The 20,479-nt window shown below is 58.8% G+C and carries 26 protein-coding genes and 1 tRNA gene; 7 read left to right on the top strand and 20 right to left on the bottom strand.

Translation table 11 applies throughout. The features are described from left to right. Positions 1 to 77: 77 nt before the first annotated feature. Positions 78 to 1,289: a porin gene (locus CKW40_RS28845; RefSeq protein ID WP_095203228.1), complete on the bottom strand. Its 1,212-nt coding sequence runs from the start codon at positions 1,287 to 1,289 to the stop codon at positions 78 to 80. Positions 1,290 to 1,739: 450 nt separating this feature from the next. Between CKW40_RS28845 and CKW40_RS28840 the strand changes: the two genes are divergently transcribed. Beyond that, positions 1,740 to 1,830, top strand: a tRNA-Ser gene (locus CKW40_RS28840). Between the two features lie 142 nt (positions 1,831 to 1,972). Here CKW40_RS28840 and CKW40_RS28835 read toward each other — a convergent pair. After that, positions 1,973 to 2,362 carry a hypothetical protein gene (locus CKW40_RS28835; RefSeq protein WP_095203227.1) on the bottom strand — a complete coding sequence of 130 codons (390 nt, stop codon included), beginning with the start codon at positions 2,360 to 2,362 and terminating at the stop codon, positions 1,973 to 1,975. Next, a complete protein-coding gene (locus CKW40_RS28830; RefSeq protein ID WP_143748383.1) occupies positions 2,359 to 2,592 on the bottom strand; it encodes a hypothetical protein in 234 nt (77 codons plus the stop codon). Before CKW40_RS28830 ends, CKW40_RS28835 begins: the two co-directional genes overlap by 4 nt. 100 nt (positions 2,593 to 2,692) lie before the next feature. Here CKW40_RS28830 and CKW40_RS43945 point away from each other — a divergent pair, with 100 nt between their 5' ends. Together CKW40_RS43945 and CKW40_RS28825 are read left to right on the top strand one after the other, a co-directional pair. Continuing rightward, complete coding sequence (locus CKW40_RS43945) at positions 2,693 to 2,857, top strand: type II toxin-antitoxin system antitoxin (RefSeq protein WP_179298040.1); 165 nt, start codon at positions 2,693 to 2,695, stop codon at positions 2,855 to 2,857. Continuing rightward, on the top strand, positions 2,854 to 3,636 hold the full coding sequence (locus tag CKW40_RS28825) for a DUF3102 domain-containing protein (protein ID WP_095203225.1): 783 nt from the start codon (positions 2,854 to 2,856) through the stop codon (positions 3,634 to 3,636). The genes CKW40_RS43945 and CKW40_RS28825 overlap by 4 nt, the downstream gene beginning before the upstream one ends. Before the next feature lie 109 nt (positions 3,637 to 3,745). Here the strand turns inward: CKW40_RS28825 and CKW40_RS28820 are convergent, their stop codons facing one another. After that, positions 3,746 to 3,994: a hypothetical protein gene (locus CKW40_RS28820; RefSeq protein WP_095203224.1), complete on the bottom strand. Its 249-nt coding sequence runs from the start codon at positions 3,992 to 3,994 to the stop codon at positions 3,746 to 3,748. A 24-nt stretch (positions 3,995 to 4,018) separates the two neighbouring features. Then, entirely contained in the window at positions 4,019 to 4,240 is a 222-nt protein-coding gene (locus tag CKW40_RS28815; protein WP_095203223.1) for a DUF768 domain-containing protein, read from the bottom strand. A 271-nt stretch (positions 4,241 to 4,511) separates the two neighbouring features. Between CKW40_RS28815 and CKW40_RS28810 the strand changes: the two genes are divergently transcribed. After that, on the top strand, positions 4,512 to 4,700 hold the full coding sequence (locus CKW40_RS28810; RefSeq protein ID WP_095203222.1) for a hypothetical protein: 189 nt from the start codon (positions 4,512 to 4,514) through the stop codon (positions 4,698 to 4,700). Here CKW40_RS28810 and CKW40_RS43940 read toward each other — a convergent pair. Continuing rightward, complete coding sequence (locus CKW40_RS43940; protein WP_095203221.1) at positions 4,697 to 4,870, bottom strand: hypothetical protein; 174 nt, start codon at positions 4,868 to 4,870, stop codon at positions 4,697 to 4,699. The genes CKW40_RS28810 and CKW40_RS43940 overlap by 4 nt on opposite strands. A 126-nt stretch (positions 4,871 to 4,996) precedes the next feature. On the opposite strand from CKW40_RS43940, the gene CKW40_RS43935 reads away from it, so the two are divergent. Beyond that, positions 4,997 to 5,170 carry a hypothetical protein gene (locus CKW40_RS43935; protein ID WP_179298147.1) on the top strand — a complete coding sequence of 58 codons (174 nt, stop codon included), beginning with the start codon at positions 4,997 to 4,999 and terminating at the stop codon, positions 5,168 to 5,170. 88 nt (positions 5,171 to 5,258) lie between these two features. On the opposite strand, the gene CKW40_RS28795 is transcribed toward CKW40_RS43935, so the two are convergent. The 13 genes from CKW40_RS28795 to CKW40_RS28735 all read right to left on the bottom strand — a co-directional run bounded on the left by CKW40_RS28795 (position 5,259) and on the right by CKW40_RS28735 (position 16,464). Continuing rightward, entirely contained in the window at positions 5,259 to 8,423 is a 3,165-nt protein-coding gene (locus CKW40_RS28795) for a hypothetical protein (protein WP_095203219.1), read from the bottom strand. A gap of 3 nt (positions 8,424 to 8,426) precedes the next feature. Continuing rightward, positions 8,427 to 8,651, bottom strand: coding sequence for a hypothetical protein (locus CKW40_RS28790; RefSeq protein WP_143748382.1), 225 nt, complete (start codon positions 8,649 to 8,651; stop codon positions 8,427 to 8,429). A gap of 12 nt (positions 8,652 to 8,663) precedes the next feature. Further along, positions 8,664 to 9,017: a phage upper tail fiber protein gene (locus tag CKW40_RS28785; RefSeq protein ID WP_095203217.1), complete on the bottom strand. Its 354-nt coding sequence runs from the start codon at positions 9,015 to 9,017 to the stop codon at positions 8,664 to 8,666. A gap of 11 nt (positions 9,018 to 9,028) precedes the next feature. Next, the gene (locus tag CKW40_RS28780) at positions 9,029 to 9,850 is read right to left on the bottom strand and encodes a hypothetical protein (protein WP_095203216.1); all 822 of its coding nucleotides are present in this window, start codon (positions 9,848 to 9,850) and stop codon (positions 9,029 to 9,031) included. Next, complete coding sequence (locus tag CKW40_RS28775) at positions 9,847 to 10,131, bottom strand: hypothetical protein (protein WP_095203215.1); 285 nt, start codon at positions 10,129 to 10,131, stop codon at positions 9,847 to 9,849. Before CKW40_RS28775 ends, CKW40_RS28780 begins: the two co-directional genes overlap by 4 nt. A 10-nt stretch (positions 10,132 to 10,141) precedes the next feature. Next, positions 10,142 to 11,659 (bottom strand): terminase large subunit domain-containing protein, encoded by a 1,518-nt coding sequence (locus CKW40_RS28770; protein WP_179298146.1) that lies wholly within the window; start codon positions 11,657 to 11,659, stop codon positions 10,142 to 10,144. Beyond that, on the bottom strand, positions 11,656 to 12,129 hold the full coding sequence (locus tag CKW40_RS28765) for a hypothetical protein (RefSeq protein WP_244571324.1): 474 nt from the start codon (positions 12,127 to 12,129) through the stop codon (positions 11,656 to 11,658). Before CKW40_RS28765 ends, CKW40_RS28770 begins: the two co-directional genes overlap by 4 nt. Positions 12,130 to 12,353: 224 nt before the next feature. Further along, on the bottom strand, positions 12,354 to 13,367 hold the full coding sequence (locus CKW40_RS28760) for an AAA family ATPase (protein ID WP_095203214.1): 1,014 nt from the start codon (positions 13,365 to 13,367) through the stop codon (positions 12,354 to 12,356). Continuing rightward, positions 13,368 to 13,661, bottom strand: a complete 294-nt coding sequence (locus CKW40_RS28755) for a hypothetical protein (RefSeq protein WP_095203213.1) — start codon at positions 13,659 to 13,661, stop codon at positions 13,368 to 13,370. Then, complete coding sequence (locus tag CKW40_RS28750) at positions 13,658 to 13,852, bottom strand: hypothetical protein (RefSeq protein WP_095203212.1); 195 nt, start codon at positions 13,850 to 13,852, stop codon at positions 13,658 to 13,660. The genes CKW40_RS28755 and CKW40_RS28750 overlap by 4 nt, the downstream gene beginning before the upstream one ends. A gap of 180 nt (positions 13,853 to 14,032) precedes the next feature. Continuing rightward, positions 14,033 to 14,257 (bottom strand): helix-turn-helix transcriptional regulator, encoded by a 225-nt coding sequence (locus tag CKW40_RS28745; RefSeq protein ID WP_095203211.1) that lies wholly within the window; start codon positions 14,255 to 14,257, stop codon positions 14,033 to 14,035. Between the two features lie 134 nt (positions 14,258 to 14,391). Beyond that, complete coding sequence (locus CKW40_RS28740) at positions 14,392 to 15,156, bottom strand: hypothetical protein (protein ID WP_095203210.1); 765 nt, start codon at positions 15,154 to 15,156, stop codon at positions 14,392 to 14,394. Beyond that, positions 15,157 to 16,464: a tyrosine-type recombinase/integrase gene (locus CKW40_RS28735; RefSeq protein WP_095203209.1), complete on the bottom strand. Its 1,308-nt coding sequence runs from the start codon at positions 16,462 to 16,464 to the stop codon at positions 15,157 to 15,159. A 249-nt stretch (positions 16,465 to 16,713) separates the two neighbouring features. Between CKW40_RS28735 and CKW40_RS28730 the strand changes: the two genes are divergently transcribed. Next, positions 16,714 to 16,965: a GIY-YIG nuclease family protein gene (locus tag CKW40_RS28730; RefSeq protein ID WP_095203208.1), complete on the top strand. Its 252-nt coding sequence runs from the start codon at positions 16,714 to 16,716 to the stop codon at positions 16,963 to 16,965. Positions 16,966 to 17,062: 97 nt separating this feature from the next. After that, complete coding sequence (locus tag CKW40_RS28725; RefSeq protein ID WP_095203207.1) at positions 17,063 to 18,214, top strand: porin; 1,152 nt, start codon at positions 17,063 to 17,065, stop codon at positions 18,212 to 18,214. 527 nt (positions 18,215 to 18,741) lie between these two features. Here the strand turns inward: CKW40_RS28725 and CKW40_RS28715 are convergent. Further along, a complete protein-coding gene (locus tag CKW40_RS28715) occupies positions 18,742 to 20,424 on the bottom strand; it encodes a tetratricopeptide repeat-containing sulfotransferase family protein (RefSeq protein WP_095203205.1) in 1,683 nt (560 codons plus the stop codon). Between the last annotated feature and the right edge of the window lie 55 nt (positions 20,425 to 20,479).

Genomic DNA, 20,479 nt, shown 5'->3' with positions numbered 1-20,479 from the left:
GTTGACCCAGTCACGAAACAAAAACAGCCCGGGCGTTTGCGCGCCCGGGCTGGATTTCATCTGTAAGGAACCAGCCCTTAGAAGGAGCGCTGGAAGCGGAGCATGCCGCCGACGCTGTTCTTCTTGTCGCCACCGGTCCAGTTGTAGTAATTTCCGTCAAAAGTGCCGAACTTACCCACATGCGAATAGTCGACTTCGGCTGTGACCGTGAAGCCCGGAACGACGTCATAGGCAACGTTCGCAGCGACGCCGACGTTCTTCCACTGATCGGTGGAAGCCTGCAAGTTGAACGAAGTCTTCTCGTTGAACTTGTAGGTGCCGCCGCCCCACACCGCCCAGCTGCCACCCCACGGCTTGTAGAAGCCGCGACCGCCTGCGTAGCTGACGTAGGTCGTATCCTCGAGGTGGCTTTTGGTGCCCCAGCCGCCCATGATGAACAGCGACAATGCACTGGAGACGTTCACATCCAAGCGGACCTTGCCGGAAACTTCCTGGTAGTTGCTGTCGTAAGCAACCACGCCGGTGATGGCGCCCCAGCCTTGCGTCCACTTCAAGCCGCCGACGACGTGCGGAACATAGGAGTCGATGGTACCAGCGCCGTAATAAGTGAAAGAGCCGGCGTTAAAGTGAGGGGTAGCGGGAGTAATGGCAGTGCCGCCGCCCGAGCCTTCTTCAAGCGAGACTATGGCCGAGAAGCCGTTGCCGGCATCGAAGGTGTACTGCACGACATTGGTATCGAAGCCGCCGTAGGGGACGAGCGTGTCGTTGATGACGTTGCCGGCGTAGCCGATGAACGTATCGAAGGCCGATTCGTCCTTACCGACGCGCAGACCACCGAGCTGGATCCAGGCGAAGTTCAGCGAAACACCACTATTGCCGGCGGCGTTGACGTAAGGCGCAGTGTCGGCGTTGTGGTTCGCAAAATTGAAGCGGGTCTCGGTATAGGTCTTCAAGGTACCGAGTTCGGTTTCCTGGCCGGTCCAGGTCTTCAGCGACAAGCGGGCATGCTTGTAATAGGTGCCCTGGTCCTTGCCGTCCTTGACGTCGCCGGCGCGGGCACCGTCGAACGAGCCGACGTCACCGACGCCGATGTCGTAACGGACGTAGCCGCCGATGCGCAGGCAGGTTTCGGTGCCGGGGATGTAGAAGTAGCCAGCGCCGTAGACGTCGCAAATCTTGACGTATTCAGCGGGTTCCGGCTCGGCGACGACGACGGCGTCGGCGGCGCGCGCACCGGAAACTGCGATCAGGGCCGCAGCGGAGCCGAGAAGAAGGCTCTTGATGTTCATTTTCTGACCTCCAGTCAAAAGTTAAAAAACGGGTCTGGGTATTCTTTGCTGAAGGACAGCGTTCCCTGCCCCATCCCCACTACCGAAAAAGATGCGCACCGCGCCGCTCCTTCGAATTCGACATTACCCATGAGCCGGCGGCGTTCAACCACGATCGTACCGGCGAAAGGGCTGTTCGGCTGCTATCCCCCAGCGTTGTTGCACAAATGACACGATTTGGCCTCACTCAGAAAGCTCTCGTTAACCATCAGGCCCGCCGCAACCGCTCGTTTCCAGTCGAATCCGGCGATCGGCCGACGGAATCATGGCAGGGCCTCGAGTCGTCGGCCAGGGAATTGCCGCAGAACCGCCGTACCTGGGAAGGCAGCAGCTCGGTACGCTCTTATTTTTCCATTTAATGATGCGGGCTTGTTGATTGTGCCGACGCTTTTCTTTATCCAGCGGCGCAACGGAGAGGTGGCCGAGTGGTCGAAGGCGCTCCCCTGCTAAGGGAGTAGAGGTCAAAAGCTTCTCGTGGGTTCGAATCCCATCCTCTCCGCCATCTATGCTATCTAACGACTTGATTTTGCTTTATTTTCCCAAAATCACAGAAAATCCACCACACACCTACCCACAAATGAAAAAGGCCCGGAAGCCGAAGCCGCCGGGCCGGTTGAGCGCTCACTGGTCGCGCGACCAGTGACTTAGATCGACACCAGCACTTCCTGCGACTCAAGATCATCGGGCCATTGGGCGCCGTCGCCGTAATCTTCCGGGCAATACCCTTCGGCGTCGTGGCCGTCCTCATCGTCGCAGTTGTCGAGCTCCAGATCGCAAGTGTCGCCGGGCGGGAGGTTGGGCGCGGTGCCAGATAGGAATGACTGCCCGCCGCTATGTCCCCAGCCGAGCGAAGGCTCGTCGTCGGCCGTTTCCTCCAGATCGCAATCAGCCTCCATCAGATCCAGAGCCGTGATGAGGCTCATGGCGCGGTCTAGGAGATCGTTCAGGCGCTTCTCGACGGACTGGCGCCACTCGCGCGGGTTCATTCCCTTCGGCATCCCCAGGGGCTTCAGAAGTGCCACGGGCGCGTTCATGACGCCCCCACAAGCACAAAGCCGGTTTGATGGTTGATCTGGACTCGGTAGTTGCCCCCGTGAATAATTGCCAGGGCGGAGGCGATCGAGGCGGCATCCCGTTCGATTTGCATTGCGGCAGCGGCGAGTTGGACGTCACCGAATATTGCGCGGCCTGAAAATCTTCCGATGATGGCTAGATTGGCGGACGGCATGGCTTCGCCGGCCGCCGGAACAGTGATGTTCGGCATTTGGATTTCTCCTAGCATTGTGTTACAACGTTAGCAGGTGTAAATCATTGGCTGTTAGCGGTCAACTATCGTCTGCTAACAATTGCAAACAGGAAGCGAAATGGCCCGTACCGCCGCACTCGGATTGAGAATCGAACCCATTGTGAAGGAAGCACTGGAACGCGCCGCAAAAGATGATCGGCGCACCGTCGCTGCCTATGTCGAGATGCTGATCGTGGCGGAACTTGAGGCCAAGGGCTATCTGCCAAAAGGAGCAGCCGAATGATCAAGACCGAGACCAAGGACGTTGCGGTCGCCATTCCCGCCGGGCAATTCAGCTATGATGCCCTGACACCGGAACAGGCGAGGCTTGCGAAAGAGACTGCCGCCTATATCGACGGTACGCACAAGCGCATGTCAGCCGATATTCTGGAAATGGGCCGAAGGTTGCTCGACGTGAAGGCCAGTCTCGGGCACGGCCATTTCATCGCCTGGGTCGAAGCAGAGTTTCCCGGCGTTCCCCGCACGGCTCAAAACTATATGCTCGCGGCTGAAAAGCTCGGGGTCAAAAGCGAAATCATTTCGTATTTGCCGGCGACGACCTTGATTGAAATGGCGAAGGCGCCCGACACAGTACGCGGCGATATTCTCACCCGCATTGACGAAGCCCATCGATCTGCTGCGCCGCTGCCGGTCAAGGCCGTAAAGTCGATCCTCTCGGAAGCCAAGGAAGCGGACGAAGCCGCCCGCAAGGAAGCAAGTAAATCGCCGGAGGCCAGGGCGCGGGAAAAAGCGCGGCTTGCGCGAGAGCGGAAAGAGCGTGAGGAATGGCAGGTCAGATTCAAGGCCAAGCAAGAGGAAACCCAAAGCGCCTACAACGAATTGGCCGCGCTGCTGCTCGACCGCTTCGTGGACGATAAGGAAGTCCTGATATCTGTGCTTAAGAGGGCTGGATATATCGACCTGTCGCACCGGTTGACGCATCCATCGGGCGAATACGTTGCGGGCCAGTGGATTCCGAGTGAAGGTCTCCAGCCGCCGGAAATGGCGTTGCGCAAAGGCTGATGCGGCGTTGCGAATCCATTAGGAATCGGTAATGTTCGCGCCGCCGGAGTTAGATCCATCCGGCATGGCTCGGCTGTCGTCCCCCAAGGATTACCCCCGGCAGCCGGGCCTATTGCCCCATGCCGGACATCTTACGTGGGTCTGGCGCGTAGATCAGCCCGACCTTCTTTGATCCGCACCGCTCGCAGCGTAATTTCGGGGTTAAGTCATCCGCCATTGCAGGTGCGTCAGGACCGAGCTTGGTCTTGAGCATTTCCAGGTCGAGCGTTTTGCTATGGTTGCAGCTTGAGACGTGGCAGAACGCCGTCAGCTTCATCTTGCCGTCGATGAGGGTTTGAACGGTCCAGCCTTTTCCCATTTAATCGATATAGAGCAAGCGGACTCAGTCCGCCAAGCCGGCGTCGTGATGAACGATTGCGTCAAGGATCGCCTCGTAGACGCTGCCGGTGTCCTCCTCAATTTCAGTGCTACTGATGCCGATCGCTTTGGCGTCGGCGAAGAGTTTTTGCGTCAGCTCGGCAACTGAGATGATATCGGCACCGACCGTCCTCGGGACGTTGGACCGAATCCACTGGTCAAGGAAGTTTGTACCGCGCGTGCTCATGCAGCGATAAATCTCACAGGGAACGTTAGGTTCCGCTAAAATGAAATGGCCCGCGCTACTCGGGGAAGCGCGGGCCGACCAAGCGCCCACTCGGTCGCGGCCGGAGCGGGAAGCCACTGCCGCAAATCACCAATCATTAGGACTGGCTAAAGTTCCAAAGGACGAGAAGCCGGCGACTTAGTATGAAATGTACAATTGAATCCGCTTGAAAGGCCGCTCTCAACGGTTTTATAAAAATCGCCTGGTTACCATTTGCTACAAGGCAACGGCGATGGATAGCGAGACGAACGGCAAGGTCCGCCCTTGCGTTGAAGTGGTCGAAGCATGCGGCGAATGGCACGTCCGCGTGGTCGAGGACGGCAAGGTAACCACCCTTACCTACGAACTGGAATCCTACGCTCTAGCCTTTGCGGAAGGCCAGCGCATCCGCTTGGGGCTGGATGAGATCGTGCGGCTCTAATGCCTCGGGTTCAACAGTTTGGCCTCTCGCACCAGCGATGACCAATTGAGCCCCAGCAAGGCGATAACCTCGATAGCTTGTGGTTCGGTGATGCCGGTTTTATCGACCAGACGGCGCACCACGAAGCCGCTATCCGGGCGCGGCGGTTTGCTTACTTCTTCAATCATCATAGCGGAATTCCCTTCCAACTGACCTAACGGCAGGCGACAGGAAATGGTTCCGCCTGATGGCTTTAACGGAACGATTTCCAGCCTCGCGGGTTTCTATTTCTAGTGGAACACCGAGGCGCCATCGTCATGCAACAGATCAACGACACCGAAAAACTGGTTGCGCCCTTCGATGAGAGGGAGCGCCAGGCTCTGATCCACATTAAAGAAAGTCAGGAACTCATTGAGCACAGCCGCCGGCTGACAGAGCATGCCCGCGAAATCATTGCGCGCGCCGAAATGGCCGCCCCGCTGGGCAGGTAAGGCTCGTCGCCAAGAGGCTTAGAACGGCCACGCCAGCGCCAGGATCAGCCCACAGGCGGCGATGAAGGCGAGCGCCGGCATCAGCCTATCAACGACCATTGACGGACCTAAAAGCGTCGCGGATGCCAAGCGCGGTCTGCCTGCGGATTTCAGCCTGGCTATCCTTGGAAGGCGGCGCGTTGCCATTCCAGTTGTGGGTCTGGTTGACGACGATCGGACGATTGTCGTTGCCGCTGCTGGAACTTGTCCCCGTCGATCCCGGCCGCACATCGGCGAACTGATCTGGACGCGCGATGATCACCTTCTCATTTGGGTTCTTGAAGAACTCGACCTTTTGCGTGTCGCTGCTATCGATGCCGCCGGTGGCAAAGCCGTAGATGGCCTTATGGCGACGCTGCTCCTGCTGGTAGTGGGCAATGTCGGTCTTGAGCAGCGTGTTTTCGTAATCATTGCGGCCGGAGGGGATGCCCACCGACTGACCGCCGCCATAGACAAGGTTATCGGCGATCTGCCGGGGGGTCGCCGCCAGGCCATTCGCCCCATAGCCGACAAGACCCATGCCGCCGATCGCCGAATAATTGGCCATGGCGGAACTCATGACGCGACTGTAGGCCGCCACCTGATCTGCGGTATGGCCGCCGGCATTGAGCCCGTTGGAATCGTAGAGTTCGCCGCCGATTTTCGTCATGGTGCCCGAAGCGCCCGACGAACCTCCGCTGCTTGCAATCGATGCGCCCCTGGTATTGACTTCATCGAGCAGCTGCGCGGTCTTGCGCGTGTTGGCCTCGATGTTCATCATGACGGTCCACAACCGATCGCTTTGCTGCGTCGGATCGCGGCCGGTGAAGGCCGATTGCGGGTTGGCCAGCGACTGAGCAAGCGCAAGGGATTGGGCGTTCGGGATGACGGTGCCGTTGCCGGATGGCACAACCAGTTCCGGACCTTGCTCGCCTACCCAATATGGAGTGTGTGCGCTTACCGGACCGCCGCCAGCACGGTAATAATCCGGGTAGAGGATATGGGCGTAGTCGGTCTTGCCGTTATAGATATCCTTCTTGTTCTGAGGCGTGAGTTGCGACCATTCGGCCGCCGTGGCGCCATTCGGGTTCTGCCATGGCCCTTCGCTGCTGAAGCGCGTGACGTTGACGGTGCTGGTGCCGCCGGAAAGGCCATAGGAGGAACCGTAGCCGGAAGACTCGGCGCCGCCATTGTAGGACGGAACCGAATAGCCCTGCTGGGTCATGTCTGACTGGCCGCCGTAGCGGGTGACACCTACAGGGCCTCCGGGCACGTCATAGATCGACTTCGTGCCCGTGCCGACTTGCTGCGTGACGACCGTGATGGTGACGGTCTTGTCCTTCATCGCCTGGATTGCGGCGTTCAACTGATGCACCTGGCCCTGATCGGCAACAAGCTGCTGATTTGTCCGCACCAGCGAATCGATGAAGTTGTTGACCTTGTCGACCGGGAATCCGTCGTTGGTGAGCGTCTGCCGCACCATGTCGAGGCCCTGATATACCGCGTTGACGCTGGCGTTGCCGGTTGCCATCGCGGCGAAGAGTTTTTGAACCGTGGTGGTCGCACTGGCAATCTCGGCGTTGGCGTCCTTGATGTTGGCGACGTCGCCGAAGAATGCGTCGATATTGTCCTTGCCGCCAGCGGTAGCGAGAGCCTGCTTCAGCACATCAACCTGAGTGGTTGTGGCGCGGAACTGCGATTCGAGCTGGACCATTCCGGCCAATTGGTTCTGACGGGAATTCTGAACGGCGGCGTCGACCTGCTGGAACATGCCGAGCGTGGTCTGTAGTTGGCCGTTCACCTGGCCGCCAAACTGACCAGCCAAAGAGCGCGTTACCCCGAAACCGTTGCCGCCGCCTGAGTTCATCGTGCCGAACAATTTTGCAATCGTGGCGTCCGCACTGCCAGCGCTGGTGTTGACATCCTTGAAGCCGGCAGAGATTTCGAAGAGCGTGTGCTGTGCCTTCGCATCGTTCTGGACGATGTTGTTAATCCCCGTATCGGCGGAGATTGACCTTTCCAGATCCGCGGCCTTTTTCGCCGCATCCTCCAGCGACCTTGCGAAAGAGTGCGCCTCGGCGCTCAGCTTGGGATCAAGCTCAAGTTTGCCGATCTCGCTATAGAGAGCCTGGGCGCTGATCGTGCCGTCGTGCACCCTGCCTGAAAGGGCTTCGAACGCCTCGGAACCTGCCTTGCCCGTCAGCGCGAACTCACCGCCAAGCGCATGCATGTCGATGCGGAGCGCATCCAGATCCGCTGAAAGCGTCTTCCTCGCATCTGCTATCTGATTAGTAATATCGGCGGCTGCGATGGACTTCGGTATCTGGTTTGCCTGTTCCTCGTACTGCTTCGCCGCAATTGCCGCTTCTGGGTAAGCCTTGGCAATGTCATCGATGAGTTTCTTGTTGTTCTCCAGGACCGTGTTGACGTCGAGAACACTCCCCTTGATCCCGCTAAAAGCCTTGATGGCAACCTCCGAACCGATGGAGATGGCCAGAAAGCCGAGCGTGAACGGATTGAAGACAGCCGAGGCGAGACCGCCAAGGGCCGTCAACCCGTTTCTGAGGGTCAGGACACCGGTGCCGGTGCTGACAAGGCGCTCGTTCAGCACGATCAGGCTGCCCGGAATTCTTGAGAAATTGCCGCGCGCAATTTCGGCGCCAAGCACTGAAAATTCCCTCGTGACGCCAGCGCCAAGGCCAGCCGTTCTAGTCTCGGCAACGCCAAGTTCCGCCATGCCAACGGCAGCGGTTTTGCTTGCTACCGCAACAGCCTCAGTTTCCGTCGCCAACCCGACCATTTGCGGCGTGATCTTCGACAAATTGCCGCCTGTGGCCTCCAATGCGGCGGCAAAATCCTTCGCTGCAATCGTGCCCGTTGCAAGCGCTGCCGCGCCACCGCCAGAGCCGCCTATGCTGGCCATCTCGGCGTTGACGAGCTTCGTTGCTGTGGCGACCTGTGTCAGGGCCTCTGTTGTGGCCTTGGTCGACGCCGCCACTTTGCTCAGGGCCAACCCTGCCCCGGTGCTGGAAGTCGTCAGCTTGGTCAGCAGCGCATTGGTCGCGTCGACACCGGCCGCGATCCTGGCCAATCCTTCAGACAGGCCGGCACCGTTCAGTTTCGCCGTGATTTCAGCGTCGAATTTCGTCGCGAGCTGCTGCGCCTGCGCAAGCTTCGCTTCGAAGGGTGCGATGTTGCCGCTGATCTGGATTGTGACGTTGCCGGCGGTTTCCATGGTTCATTCCCCTCCGATTGCAGCCGGCTTGGCCAGTTGGTCGCCGATCAGCTTGGCCAGATGCTTGCCGATGTTGACGATCTCGGCGGAGCCGGAAAGCTGGGCCAAGGCGATATCGAGGCCAGCCAGATCCGCATACGCAACCGAAAGGTCAGCCAGGACGGCTTGGTAGCGCGCGGCGGCAGTGTCCCGTGCGGCTTTGAGATCGTCGAGCGTGACAGTTGGCATCATGTGGCTCCTTCAGCCGACGATCAGATAGAGCGTTGCGGGATCAGGAGTGAGCGCGTCGTATTCGGCTTGGCTCAAATTGACGATGCGCTCGACGCCGGAGGTAACAGCCGGGAAATCTGCGGGCGCAATGTCGTAGCTCATAAGGCTGGACGGGATGCACCGCAGCATATGGCGCGTCCACACAGGGAACGGGCCGAACGATGCATTCGCGTTGAGCGTTGTCGGCGCCCCGAATGACGGCTCGCCAGGATTGTTCCCAAGGCGTTCGACCGTGCCTGTGCCGCCACTCGAGACGGTGACTGAAAGCTGATTATAGGATGGCAAGCTGACGACTTCGGAGCCACCCAGGGGAAGCGTTTTCATAGCCATCTCCCTCAGGCCGCAGCCGGCGTTGCAGCGATTCTTGCGCCGGGATTTTCGGCGAAGTACTCGTCCGCGTTCGCGTAAAACTTGCCAAGCGCGAGATCGTCGGCAGATGCGGCCGGGTACGTCATCTCGCCCGGAATTACCTTCACCACCTGGTCGCCGGCTTGCTTCAGCCAGGGAGTTGGCGCACTCGATTTCTGGAGATCCTCGAACGCCCGATCAGGAAGACCTGTGGCGGTTCTGATATCGTTTCGCGCGACAATCATTGCAGCCTGGGCGGCCTCGGCGGCTTCCTCCGCCTTTTGAATTTCTGCGACCTGGCCACCGTCAACCCGACGTTCCATCACCAGGTCGCGAAACTGCCCGAACATGTCATCCGACAGTCCGGAGAGGACCGGGGGTGCGGAAAGGACTGCATCCGCAACCCTTTCATCCCGGCTACCACTGATGAACGCCATGCGCTCGCCGGGCTTCAATTCCCTGACAAGCGCGCGAATTTCCTGCCGCTCAAGCGCAGCGGCGATGTTGGTAGGATCCGGCTGCGGGAAGGCCGAAGCGAAAATGGCCGCCCGGGCCTGCTTGGCCGATGCCAGCGCCCTGGCAATCGGCGCATACGCCACTTGCAAACCCGGCAGGAATGTTTTCGCAGCCTCGTCCTTGACGGCCTTCTCCCGCCCTATTGCAGTGAAGCTGGGGTCGGCCTTGATCGCGGCTGCCCGCGCGCCGAAACGGTCGGAAAGGGCGAGACATTCAAGGGCGGCGGTGCGCAAAGATGCCGTCGAAGGATGATCGGGGATTCTGCTGAGGAGTTGCTGTGCTCGAATATTCATTTTTGCATCTCCTCGATGATCGCATTGCCGCGCGTCTTGGACGCATCTTGCCAGTTCAGCCCACCATCGGGGGCAAACTCGGCATGTCGAAGTGGCCACGGCCTGGAATCAGGATGTCCAAAAAATCCACGGACCGGTGTCGGACCGACCGGAACATTCTGGTTTTCCAAGGCTCTGTCGTGCGCGGCCAAAGTGATGAACGCGTCTTCCAGTTCGGTGAGCGCCGACACATATCGGCGGCCGGCTTCGGCGTGGGATTCAAGCAGTTCTGAGGGTTTCATTTTCGGGCTCCTATCGATTGTTGGTTCGGGCGGCTTCTTCCAGGATGGCTTCCAGTTCCCGGAACGGGTCCCGAGTTCCCATGGTGCAAGAATATTGGTTCTGGCTCGGGCCGCGAGAATAGCTGCCAACGTAGATCGTCGGCGCCGGCTGCTGCTGAAGGAGCATGAAGACGACGCCGGCAATGGCGTTCGCAACGTCGTCGTGGCCGCCTGGGGCATGGTCGACGCTATCACGGCCGGAATTGCTCGTGCGGCGCTCAAGCCCGACAAGCTGATCAATCACGCGGTCATTATCCAATAAGGCAACGCGGCCGGAATTGAGAGCAGGCACCAAGGCCAGATAAAGCTCTGATTTAGGCGCATCGCTCAAAGCGTATTCGATGCCACGGCGCCTGAAGGGCTCCCGACACCATTCGCCGCCATATCGATCACCGACGACACGATTGATACCAAAGGAGGCCAGCACGGCGGCAAACTCGTCTGTGGTTCCCTCGGGGCTGAAAGGTGGCCGTTTCTCAATGGTGCGATCGATAACAGCTTTGGTGCCTTCCAAGTGGCCTACCGCCAACGTCATCGAATCGGCACTTCCTCCGCTGGGGTCGACAAAACCATAGTAGTGGACCCCAGGAAGGCGCGGTCGTTCGGTCGTGTTGAGATCGACAGCGGCCTCTACGGTTTCCCGCACCAGCAGCGTCTCGACGTCGATCCTGAACTCGCCGCCATATTCTGCGGTGGCCGATGACGGATCACGCTTGAAAGCCTTGTCGATCTCGGACTGTGGCAGGGTAGAATTGAACACCTTGGACGGCCCTTTGGCCACCAGAAGGGACGGATCGCCTTCCGGGCCGTAGTCCGACCTGTAGGCGCGAAACAACTCCCCACGGCGTGCATACGGGCTGGAAATCACCATCAGCGGGCCGCCAGTCGTGATCAATGCTGGCCTGAGCGCCGCCAGGATCTCCCTGTCTGGATTTTTACTGCCCTCGATCTGCCAAAAGGCAAGTTCATCGGCGATGGCGGCAACCGCCGTGATGGATCGAACCGTGCGGAAGTTCGCCGGCTTGATCATGACGTCGATCATATTTGACAATCGGATGGTGTCCGAGGTCGGTTGCCCAATGATCTGCCCGCTGAGAACTGGAGAATGCTGCAAGACGCCTAGGACATGTTGGAACGCGCGGTCCGCCTGTGACGTCGACGCTGCCAGGATAGGCAGCACGCCGCGCTCACCAGGAGCAAGCTTGTCGGTCCAGTCGCAAAGTGTGGCCACATACGCCGCCAGCGTGCCCGCTGCACGCGTCTTGCCGCCGCGACGGCCAACGACGCACCAAATCTCGTCAACGCGCTGTGGCGGCTCCCTGTCACGGCCTGTAACGGCAGCAAACGCGTTGCGCTCATCATCAGTCAGGGCCTCGCCCATGGCAGCAATCAACAGTGTCCGCCATATAGCCCAGCTTTCGCCCGGCAATGCTCCACCAAGCAACTGCGGATCAGACAAGGCCGTCCGTATGGTGACGCGTGGCTTCATGCAGCACCCCTGTTGAGGTAGCTATCGAGTGTCGGCGTGACGTCACGTTGACGGCGTTCCAAGCCGATGTCGGCGAGCAACCGGCGCTGCGCATTGGTAAGCGCCATGAACTCGGCAAGGTCGACGGGATCGCCTGACAGGTAGTTGGCACCGAGATCCTTGATCATCGCACCGAGCAGTGCAGCGCCGTCTACGATCTCCTTTTGCATTGCGGAGAGGCGATCGGCGCCTCCAAGGTCGCTGGCGATTGAATCGCGTAGCTCGAATGTGGCCTGTGCTGCCCTGGTCCTACGGTCCAGATCGTCCAGCGTACGCAACCGCGCTTTCACACCCTTTGGTGCGGTAACAGCGCTGCTTTCGGCTTCTATCTGGTCGGTATCAGCGAGCAATTCACGAGCCATCTTTTGTTGGTTGATTTGTGGGTAGAATATAGACATCCCCTTGAAAGTCAAGGCAGGCAAGGAGTTCAAGCGGAGATACCCTCCGCCATGCCGCTCGTGCTCGCTGCATCTTGCCGAGGGAGAAAAAGACAACGGGTGCGGGTGAGCGTCGGTGCGCTGCTTTGCACTTCCCATTTGCTAGAGCGGGACAAGCGGGACAAAGCGTGACATGTCCCTGTGTGTCCTGGTGACGGTAAAGCGGGACAGGACGGGACATATACCTTTAGGTATGTCCCGGTGTCCCGGTCCCGGCCTCACCCTGCACACCGCCAGGCATGATCATCGTAGAACTGCACGTGACCATGTTCCCTTAGAGCATCACGAGCACGCTGGAAGGCCTTGCGTTTGGCTTCGGCGGTATCGTCCGCAGAGTGCAGATAGAAGTGCCGGCGCCAATGATCGATCATGACGACGTTGCACGGTGGCCAGTCTGACCCCAGCTTGCGCACACCATGTTCGACGATCGCATCATCAAGGGCATTGAGTGCTGCGCGGTTTTTGGCTGACAGGGCCGTTTTCTTAGCCGCGGTGGATTTCACGCTGGTATCCATCTCGGGAACGAGAGTTCCGTGAGATTGCACCAGCCGGAAGCCCCAGGAGCCGGTGCTGTCGGCATCCTTGTGGCGCTCGACGGTCAAGGTTGCGGTCAAGGCTTCCTTATCTCCTTCGACCTTCAGACGGGTATCGAAGCTGCCCCAAAAATGGGTGTGCATTCTAGCCCGGCTGTCGTCCTGCCAGCCTGTATGAGCTACCGTGAGGATTGAGGCGCCGGTTTCGCGCAAGATGCGCTGAACGCCATGCACCCAGGCACGTGCGGTCTTGTCCTCGATCTCGCTGCCTGCCATTGAGCCGCCGAAGATGTCGATCACGACAAGCGCGAAGTTCCCGCGAATGTTCATGGCGGCGATCAAGGCTGTGATGTCGTCAACCACGTCCAGGCGGATCTCCTTCGGGTAGAGAAAAGCCCGCCGATCGCCCTCATCGATCCGGTGATGGTCGTACCATCCTGGGATGCGAAGTCGGCCTACACCGTTCGCTCCTTCGGTGGCCACGAACAGAACACCGCCCGGGCTGACAGGGTTGCCGTGCCAGTCCTGGCCTGTGTCGACGCTCAGGCCGATGTCGATTGCGAGGAAGGACTTGAAGGCGTTGCTCTTGCCGAACATGACGGCGGTCGAGCGCTTCTGGATGAGCCCTTCCACCAACCATTCCGGCTCCGGCAGATTGCACATGTCGGTATAGGAGAGAAGATTGAGGCTGTTCTCCATTTAGTATCCCCTCCGCGTCTGGCGCCGGTACTCTCGCGCCGCCTGTACGACATGGGCGGGTATGACATTGGCTGGCATCTCCGGCTGCGGTGGGGAAGGCCCTTGTCGGCCATTGAACTCAGCGAAGATGCTGGCGACGAAGCTGTACGCTCTTGACGTCGGGGCGTGTTCGTAGCCCGCGTCATCGAATTTGAAGACGGCAGCCTGCAGGTGGTTGCGCGCGGCAGCCAGATGCTGGAGGGCCGAAAAAAGGTACAGGTCGTCAATACTTGGAATGTTGGGGCGAACGGTCATGCGGCGCACCCGCCGTAAGCGAGGCGCGCGACGGTGAGAGCCACAGGCACCGACATCGGAAAGCGCTTGATGATCCGCGACGCTTGCCTAAGGCGGAGATCTTCGGCTATTGTACCGGTGTTGCTGTTTTGAATGACTTCGCGAAGCTCGCCCTGGCCGGCGGGCTTTCGCACTTCAAGAAGCGTTTGCATCGGCGCCTCCCGTCGCGATAAGCATCTGGTGATATCGCCGGATCGCAGAGACGGCTTGAAGCGGGTTCAGATTGAACCGCTCCATAAGGTCTACGGTTGCCGACCTGGGCCGCAGATTCTTCGGTGTTGCCGCCAACCATTGAGCTGCCGTCTCGATCAGGAGGAGTTCTCGCTCGCCGGTCACGCGGCCACCTCATCGCGGGCCGCGATACGGGCCTTCTGCCAATCCGCTACTTCCTTGGAGATCCAGCCGACGATCCTCGGGGAAAGCCGGATCGGACGCGGAAAATCGCCGTTGGACATCATTTGGTAGAGTGTGGAGGTCGGCAGGCCGGTTAGTGCCTGGACGTCGCGGCGACGCAGAAAACGCTGCGGCTGGTCGCCTCCAATGAAATCGTTGTTCATCGCCTTTTCCTTCGTTCCAGCCGGAACCTACCGGCATGTGAAGGAAGGTAGACATTCCTCAAAATCTGAGAATTATGCGCCATATCAGCCGGGGCGAAAAACCGGCTGATTATGGCGGGGATTATTCGGGGGATTTATTTGTCGAGCACGCCTAGCTTGCGCAGGGTCGCGTCGTTCTCGCCGCGACCTCGCCGCGATGAAGCCGGAACGGTAGCAAATGCATCAGTCCATAATCGCCTGGGAATGTGTCTATCTGGAAACTCCAGATCGGCGGCATCCCTGAATTGCTTTTCGGTTTTTTTCGTCTCGTCGGAGATCCGGCTCAAAAAGTCTCTAAGGGCTTTGAAGCTAACGGTTCGCCTTTTCTCCGCACCAACTTTAGCCGCAGCGGTGGGCTGTGGCCATTTTGCGATCAGAAGAACACCCTTGCCGTTGCTATATGACGGCGCCCAACCGCCTTCGATCATGCTTGGAGCATCGGCACGGCGCCATGTCGCGGCATCAATGGCTTTCATAACTCCGCTGTTGGTGTCCAGTACGCTTGACACCATGGCTGTCGCCTCCAGGCGGCGGTGCATTTCGACACGGGCAGTTTCCAATCGCTCTCTAGCTGCCAGTTCCGCCTTGTATTCATCGGAATGGGGATCTCCGAACGGATACCGCTTGAGCGGGTCCGGCTCAATGTAGAAGCCGCGGCCCGGACCGCCGCGTCCAGGGAAGCCCGCGGCGCTGCCCCTGGAGCCGGTGCCGGGAGTAATTTTATCGAGTTCATACTGTTCTGCGGTGATCAATCGCGCCCTGGCGCTGTTTTCCTTCCCTGTCCATTTTTCATTGAAAAGCTCACGGCCCAATTCGTTCAAGGCGTCCAGCACGGTCAAAAAACCAGAAGGCGCGAACATTTACGCACGTCCTCCCATCATAGCCACGACGACATTGCCGCTCTTGGCGGGCTTCTCTGCGCAGTATTGCGCCCACGCAGTCATCAGCCGCCGACGCTTTTCCAACAGATCGCCGCGCTGATAGGCGGCCTCGGTCTTGTCCTTGACGACGTGCGCAAGCGCGGCCTCAGCAATCTCGCGCGGGAAATTGGAGCGTTCGGCGGCCCAATCGCGGAAGGTCGAGCGGAAGCCGTGGACCACTGGTTGCCGCCCAGGCACGTCAGACGGCAGGTCATAGTTCTTCAGAAGTTCCGCCATAGCTGCGGTGCTTAGCCCGCTACCTTTTTTGCCGCCAATGAACAAATGCGGATTGCCCTCTTCGCGAGGCAGGCTCTTCAGGATTTCGATCGCACGATCAGATAGCGGAACGCGGTGGATGCGCCCTTCGTCATTGAGCTTCGTTCCCTTTCTTGATCCCGGAATGGTCCAGATCTTTGCAACCATGTCGATTTCAGACCACGTTGCGCCAGTGACAGCCTGTGTTCTCGACACCGTCATAATGCAGAAGGCGAGCGCCTTTGCCGATACAAAGTCCAGTCCGCGGATATTCCCCATGAAGGCCGGGAGTTCAGCATAAGGCAGCGCCGGCTGATGCTCGACTTTCTTGACCTTCGACGGCGCGGGATACGTTTTGTCCAGATGGCCCCGCCAGCGCGCCGGATTATCGCTGTTTTTCGGCCGGAAGCCCTTCACCCGAGCCCAATCAAGAATGCTCTCAACCCTTCCCCTTACACGGGTGGCTGTCTCGTTCTTCGTGGCCCAGATCGGATCAAGTATCTGGCTTATGTGTCCGTCATCGACCTTCGCAATTGGCAGATCGCCGATGATGGGCCCTGCATAGGTTTCGAGCGTGTTTTTCCATTGCTCTGAGTGCTTTTCGTTTTTCCAACCGGCCTTATGCGCGGCGATGTAGCGGGTTGATGCTTCCTTGAAGGTGATGCGCTTCGCATCGTCGGCACGAAGGGAAGCCTTCGTTTCCTTCCTAACCTCTATCGGGTCGATACCGTCAGTGACCTTCTGGCGGGCTGCCCTGGCTCTGTCGCGGGCCTCCTTCAGCGAGAAGGTGTTCACGTCCCCGAGCCCCATGTAGCGGGCCTTGCCGGCAAGCATGAAGCGGAAGATCCAGCTTTTGGTTACATCCCCGTCAGCCGCCGTCTTAGATGTCCTTTTGGCAACCTGCAGATAAAGGCCGCCGCCGTCGGCATACATGCCGGGTTCCTTCTTTTTCGAAACCTCGGCTGCGCTTAGATTGTTGATTGTCCGTGACATGATCCCACATTCCTACCCACAAATCATTGTTGGAACGTACTGGAACGTTCTGGCATTGTCTAGAACTATTTTAGCCCTCGAACCCTTGAGGGCCATGGCTTTGTGGAATGAGATGGAACGGTCTGGAACTTAGGCGGAAGGACATCCTCTCCGCCATCCTACGCCCTGCGGGCTTCGGGTGGCAGGCCACCCGAAGCCGCATTTGGGCGTGGGGTGTCGCCCGAAGCTACGAAGTAGCGTAGGGGGACTATGTGGTACGTTTATTTCCTGCAGCTCCATAATGGTGACATCTATGTCGGGTCGACAAACGACCTTCGACGCCGGTTCGAATCACATCAGTCGGGCTATGTGACTTCGACCAAGGCTTATCTGCCTGTCGCCTTGAAGACGTATATCGCCGTCGAAACCGAGGCCAATGCACGGCAGCTCGAGCGGTATTTCAAGACCGGATCGGGCAAGGCTTTTGCGAGCAAACGATTTTGGCGAATTGAGCCCCACTGATGGCCCATGACGCTATCTATCTGATATAAAACGGGAAACGGCCATCCGATCTGCTTTTCGCTGACCTCCGATCTCGATTCTGACTGGAGGTCAGAAAATGAACATCAAGAGCCTTCTTCTCGGCTCCGCTGCGGCCCTGATCGCAGTTTCCGGTGCGCGCGCCGCCGACGCCGTCGTCGTCGCCGAGCCGGAACCCGCTGAATACGTCAAGATTTGCGACGTCTACGGCGCTGGCTACTTCTACATCCCCGGCACCGAAACCTGCCTGCGCATCGGCGGCTATGTCCGTTACGACATTGGCCTCGGTGACGTCGGCTCGTTCGACGGTGCCAAGACGGAGGATCAGCGGTCCGGCAAAGACCAGAGCACCTGGTTCAAGAACACCCGCTTCACACTGAAGACCTGGACCGGCCAGGAAACCGAACTCGGCACCTTGAAGACCTATACCGAGACCCGCATCAACTTCGGCAACCACAACAACTACAGCAGCGACAATTATGCTGAAAACAAGGGCATCACGCTGAACTTCGCCTGGATCCAGCTCGGTGGTCTCCGCGTCGGTAAGGATGAATCGGCCTTCAATACGTTCATCGGCTACGCCGGCAACGTCATCAACGACACTTTGGTCCCTTACGGCGGCTTCGACACCAACGTCGTGCAGTACTACTTCGATGCCGGCAACGGCCTGTCGGCTGTGGTTTCTTTGGAAGAAGGCTCGGGTAGCGCCAGCGCTTCGCACGGAATTTACCAGGCCAGCAATTCGGGCAATGATTCGATCGACAGCTACGTACCGGACGTCGTCGGCGGCGTGAAGTATACGCAGGGCTGGGGGGCCATCAGTGGCGTCGCCGCTTATGACAGCACCTGGGATGAGTACGCAGGCAAGGTCCGCTTGGACGTCAATGCGACCAGCGAACTGTCGCTGTTCATCATTGGCGGCTGGGGTTCCGACAAGAATATCGACCGCAACTTCTACAAGCAGTGGGGCGGCCACTGGGCAGTGTGGGGCGGCGGCACCTACAAGTTCAACGAGAAAACCTCGTTCAACCTCCAGGCGTCAGTTGACGGGGACAAGAACTATGGCGTCGCGGCGAACATCGCCTATGACGTCGTTCCCGGCCTCACGGTTACGGCCGAAGTTGACTATGCTCACGACGGTAAGTTCGGAGATGTTGACGATCGCAACTGGACCAACGCCGACAAGAAGAACAGCGTCGGCGGCATCCTCCGCTTCCAGCGCTCGTTCTAATAGATTTCGGCAAGTCGAAATCGAAAACCCGGCGGGCGACCGCCGGGTTTTTCTTTTTTGTGTTGATGCATACCGTTGTTCCAATGGCGCTGCGCACTTTGGGCGACATGCATCAGCGATAGCCAAGGTGCGCAGTGCTGCATTCGGCAGCCGAAATCGCGGTGTCACTTGCCAGGTCGCAGACATGTCGTCAGCCACAGTTCGTTTGGATGAATCACCGCAAATGTTCGCAATGGCTGAAGCCCACTGCTTCGTCATCCTGCGGCGGGGCAACACGAAGCAGAGCGAGGCCCCAAGGGTCCATGCATGGCTTTTGCCGAGGAGTGCGGTGGAGCAAGTTCTGCACTGCGGCGGCGCTCTCAGGTCACGGCAAGGATCCTCGGATCAAGCCGGGTCCAGCCCGAAGGATGACTGCGGCGCACTGGCGTCGCATTGGCGATTCTACCAAGCGCCGAAGCGCGTCGCGATCTTTCAGATTCGCTTCTGCGCTTAGCTCTTTGACATGCCTTGGCCTGTGAAACTATCGGTCAAACGTCGGCGAGGTCGCCCAACGCTTCAATCAAAGGCTGGATCTCACTTTCGTAATTCTTCCAGCGCTTCATGGACGATTTGTAGATCGGCTGACGGACCTGCCAGCGGCTGGGCGTGGTGACCGCCCCTTCCCTATCGAAGAAACGAAGGCACGCGTCATCCCAGGGAAGCCCGAGATAATCGATGAGCCGGCGCGATTGTGCCTCTTGATCCTCTACAAGTGTCTCATAGCGATTTTCAAAGATACGACCCGGGAAAACCTCGCTCCAGTAGCGCATCAGGCGGTCATATTCCCGATAGTAGAGGCCGAGTGTCCGCAGGTCTGTATTGTAGCTGTGTGCCGAACTGAAAGGCAGGACAAAGCACGACACGCAATTGTCGATGGCATCGCGGCGGCAGTGAATGATGCGGGCATTGGGAAAGAGCAGGGTGAGGAGGCCGATCAATTCGAAATTGTGCGGCATCTTGTCGACGATGCGCTGTGCGGTTGGAGCGCGCTCCCGCAGATAGGAAAGATGCTCTTCGGCCAACGTCCTGGACAAGCTTTCAGTGACCGTCATGACCGGCTTTTTCAAATCGGAAGCCGAGGATTGCAGACCGATCGCGTTGGCTACCCGACTCAGTTTTCTGAGCTCTCCGGCGCCATGGACCTCCGGATGACTGGCGCATATCTGTTCGGTAAGCGTTGTGCCGGAGCGCGGCATCCCGACCACGAACACAGGGGCTTCCGAAGGATTGCCGTAGCCGGACCTTTCTGCAAAGAAGTCCGCCGTGAAGGTCTCGATCGATGCGTCAATGAAGCGGCGGTACTGGTCTATGTCGAATCTATAGCCTTCGGCCTGCTTCGCCTTCTTGAAATGGTCGAAGGCTTCCGCATAGCGCTTGAGGTCGTTTTCCACCTTACCGGCGGCGTAGTTGAGTTTCGCTTTCGTCTCCGGCTTAATTCCCGGACTCTCCAACTCGCGCAGGATCGGCTGGAGTTCGGCCGGCTCCTCGGTGAATTTTCGGGTCTGCACAAGGTCGTAATAGGCCGCCCCTACGTCGACGCGGCGTTCGATCGCCTCTTTAAGAAAGACGCCGGCCTCGTCCATGCGCCCAAGACCAGTGAGCGCAGCTGCCATGCCGATCCGCGCCTTGGGGTGATTACGGTTAATCTTCAGTGCCTTCTCATAAAGCGGCAAGGCCAGGTCGGGTTTGTCATACTGGGTATAAACACCCCCCAAGGCACACAGGGCTTCTATAAGGTCGGGCCGCACTTCCAAGGCGTACTGGATATGATTTACGGCAACTGAAAATTCACTCAGCTTCCCATAGGCCTCGCCGAGGCTAAGATGGTAGTAGGGATTTCTAGGCTCCTCAGCGATCGCACGTCCGAAATAGCGCAAAGCCGCTTCGTCGTCGTAGCCCAGATAAACGGTGCCCATGATGTAGAGAGCCAGCGGATGATTCGGCGTGCGCGTCAGCACCTCGAGGCATAAGTCCTGGGCCTCGGCCAGCCGCTTGGCCTGTTGATGTTCATACGCCTGCACCAGCAATTGGTCATCAGCCCGCGCACGCGCGTCATTGGCCGCGCGCTCGAGTGGTTTTGCTACTATCGGATTTGCTTGAGGCAAGCGCGGCTTCGGCGCGGGACCAGACTTGAGGTGTTTTGCCCAGGCGGGTGGCAGACGGTTGTTCATTGAATCTTGCTAGCAAAAAGCGACGAAGGAATCCAGCCTTCTGCACACTCCGCAA

Origin of the sequence: Mesorhizobium carmichaelinearum (genome assembly GCF_900199455.1) — a bacterium.
Classification (GTDB): Bacteria; Pseudomonadota; Alphaproteobacteria; order Rhizobiales; family Rhizobiaceae; genus Mesorhizobium; species Mesorhizobium carmichaelinearum.
The sequence above is the reverse complement of the archived record's forward strand: the minus strand, read 5'-3'. Positions and strand labels throughout refer to the sequence as shown.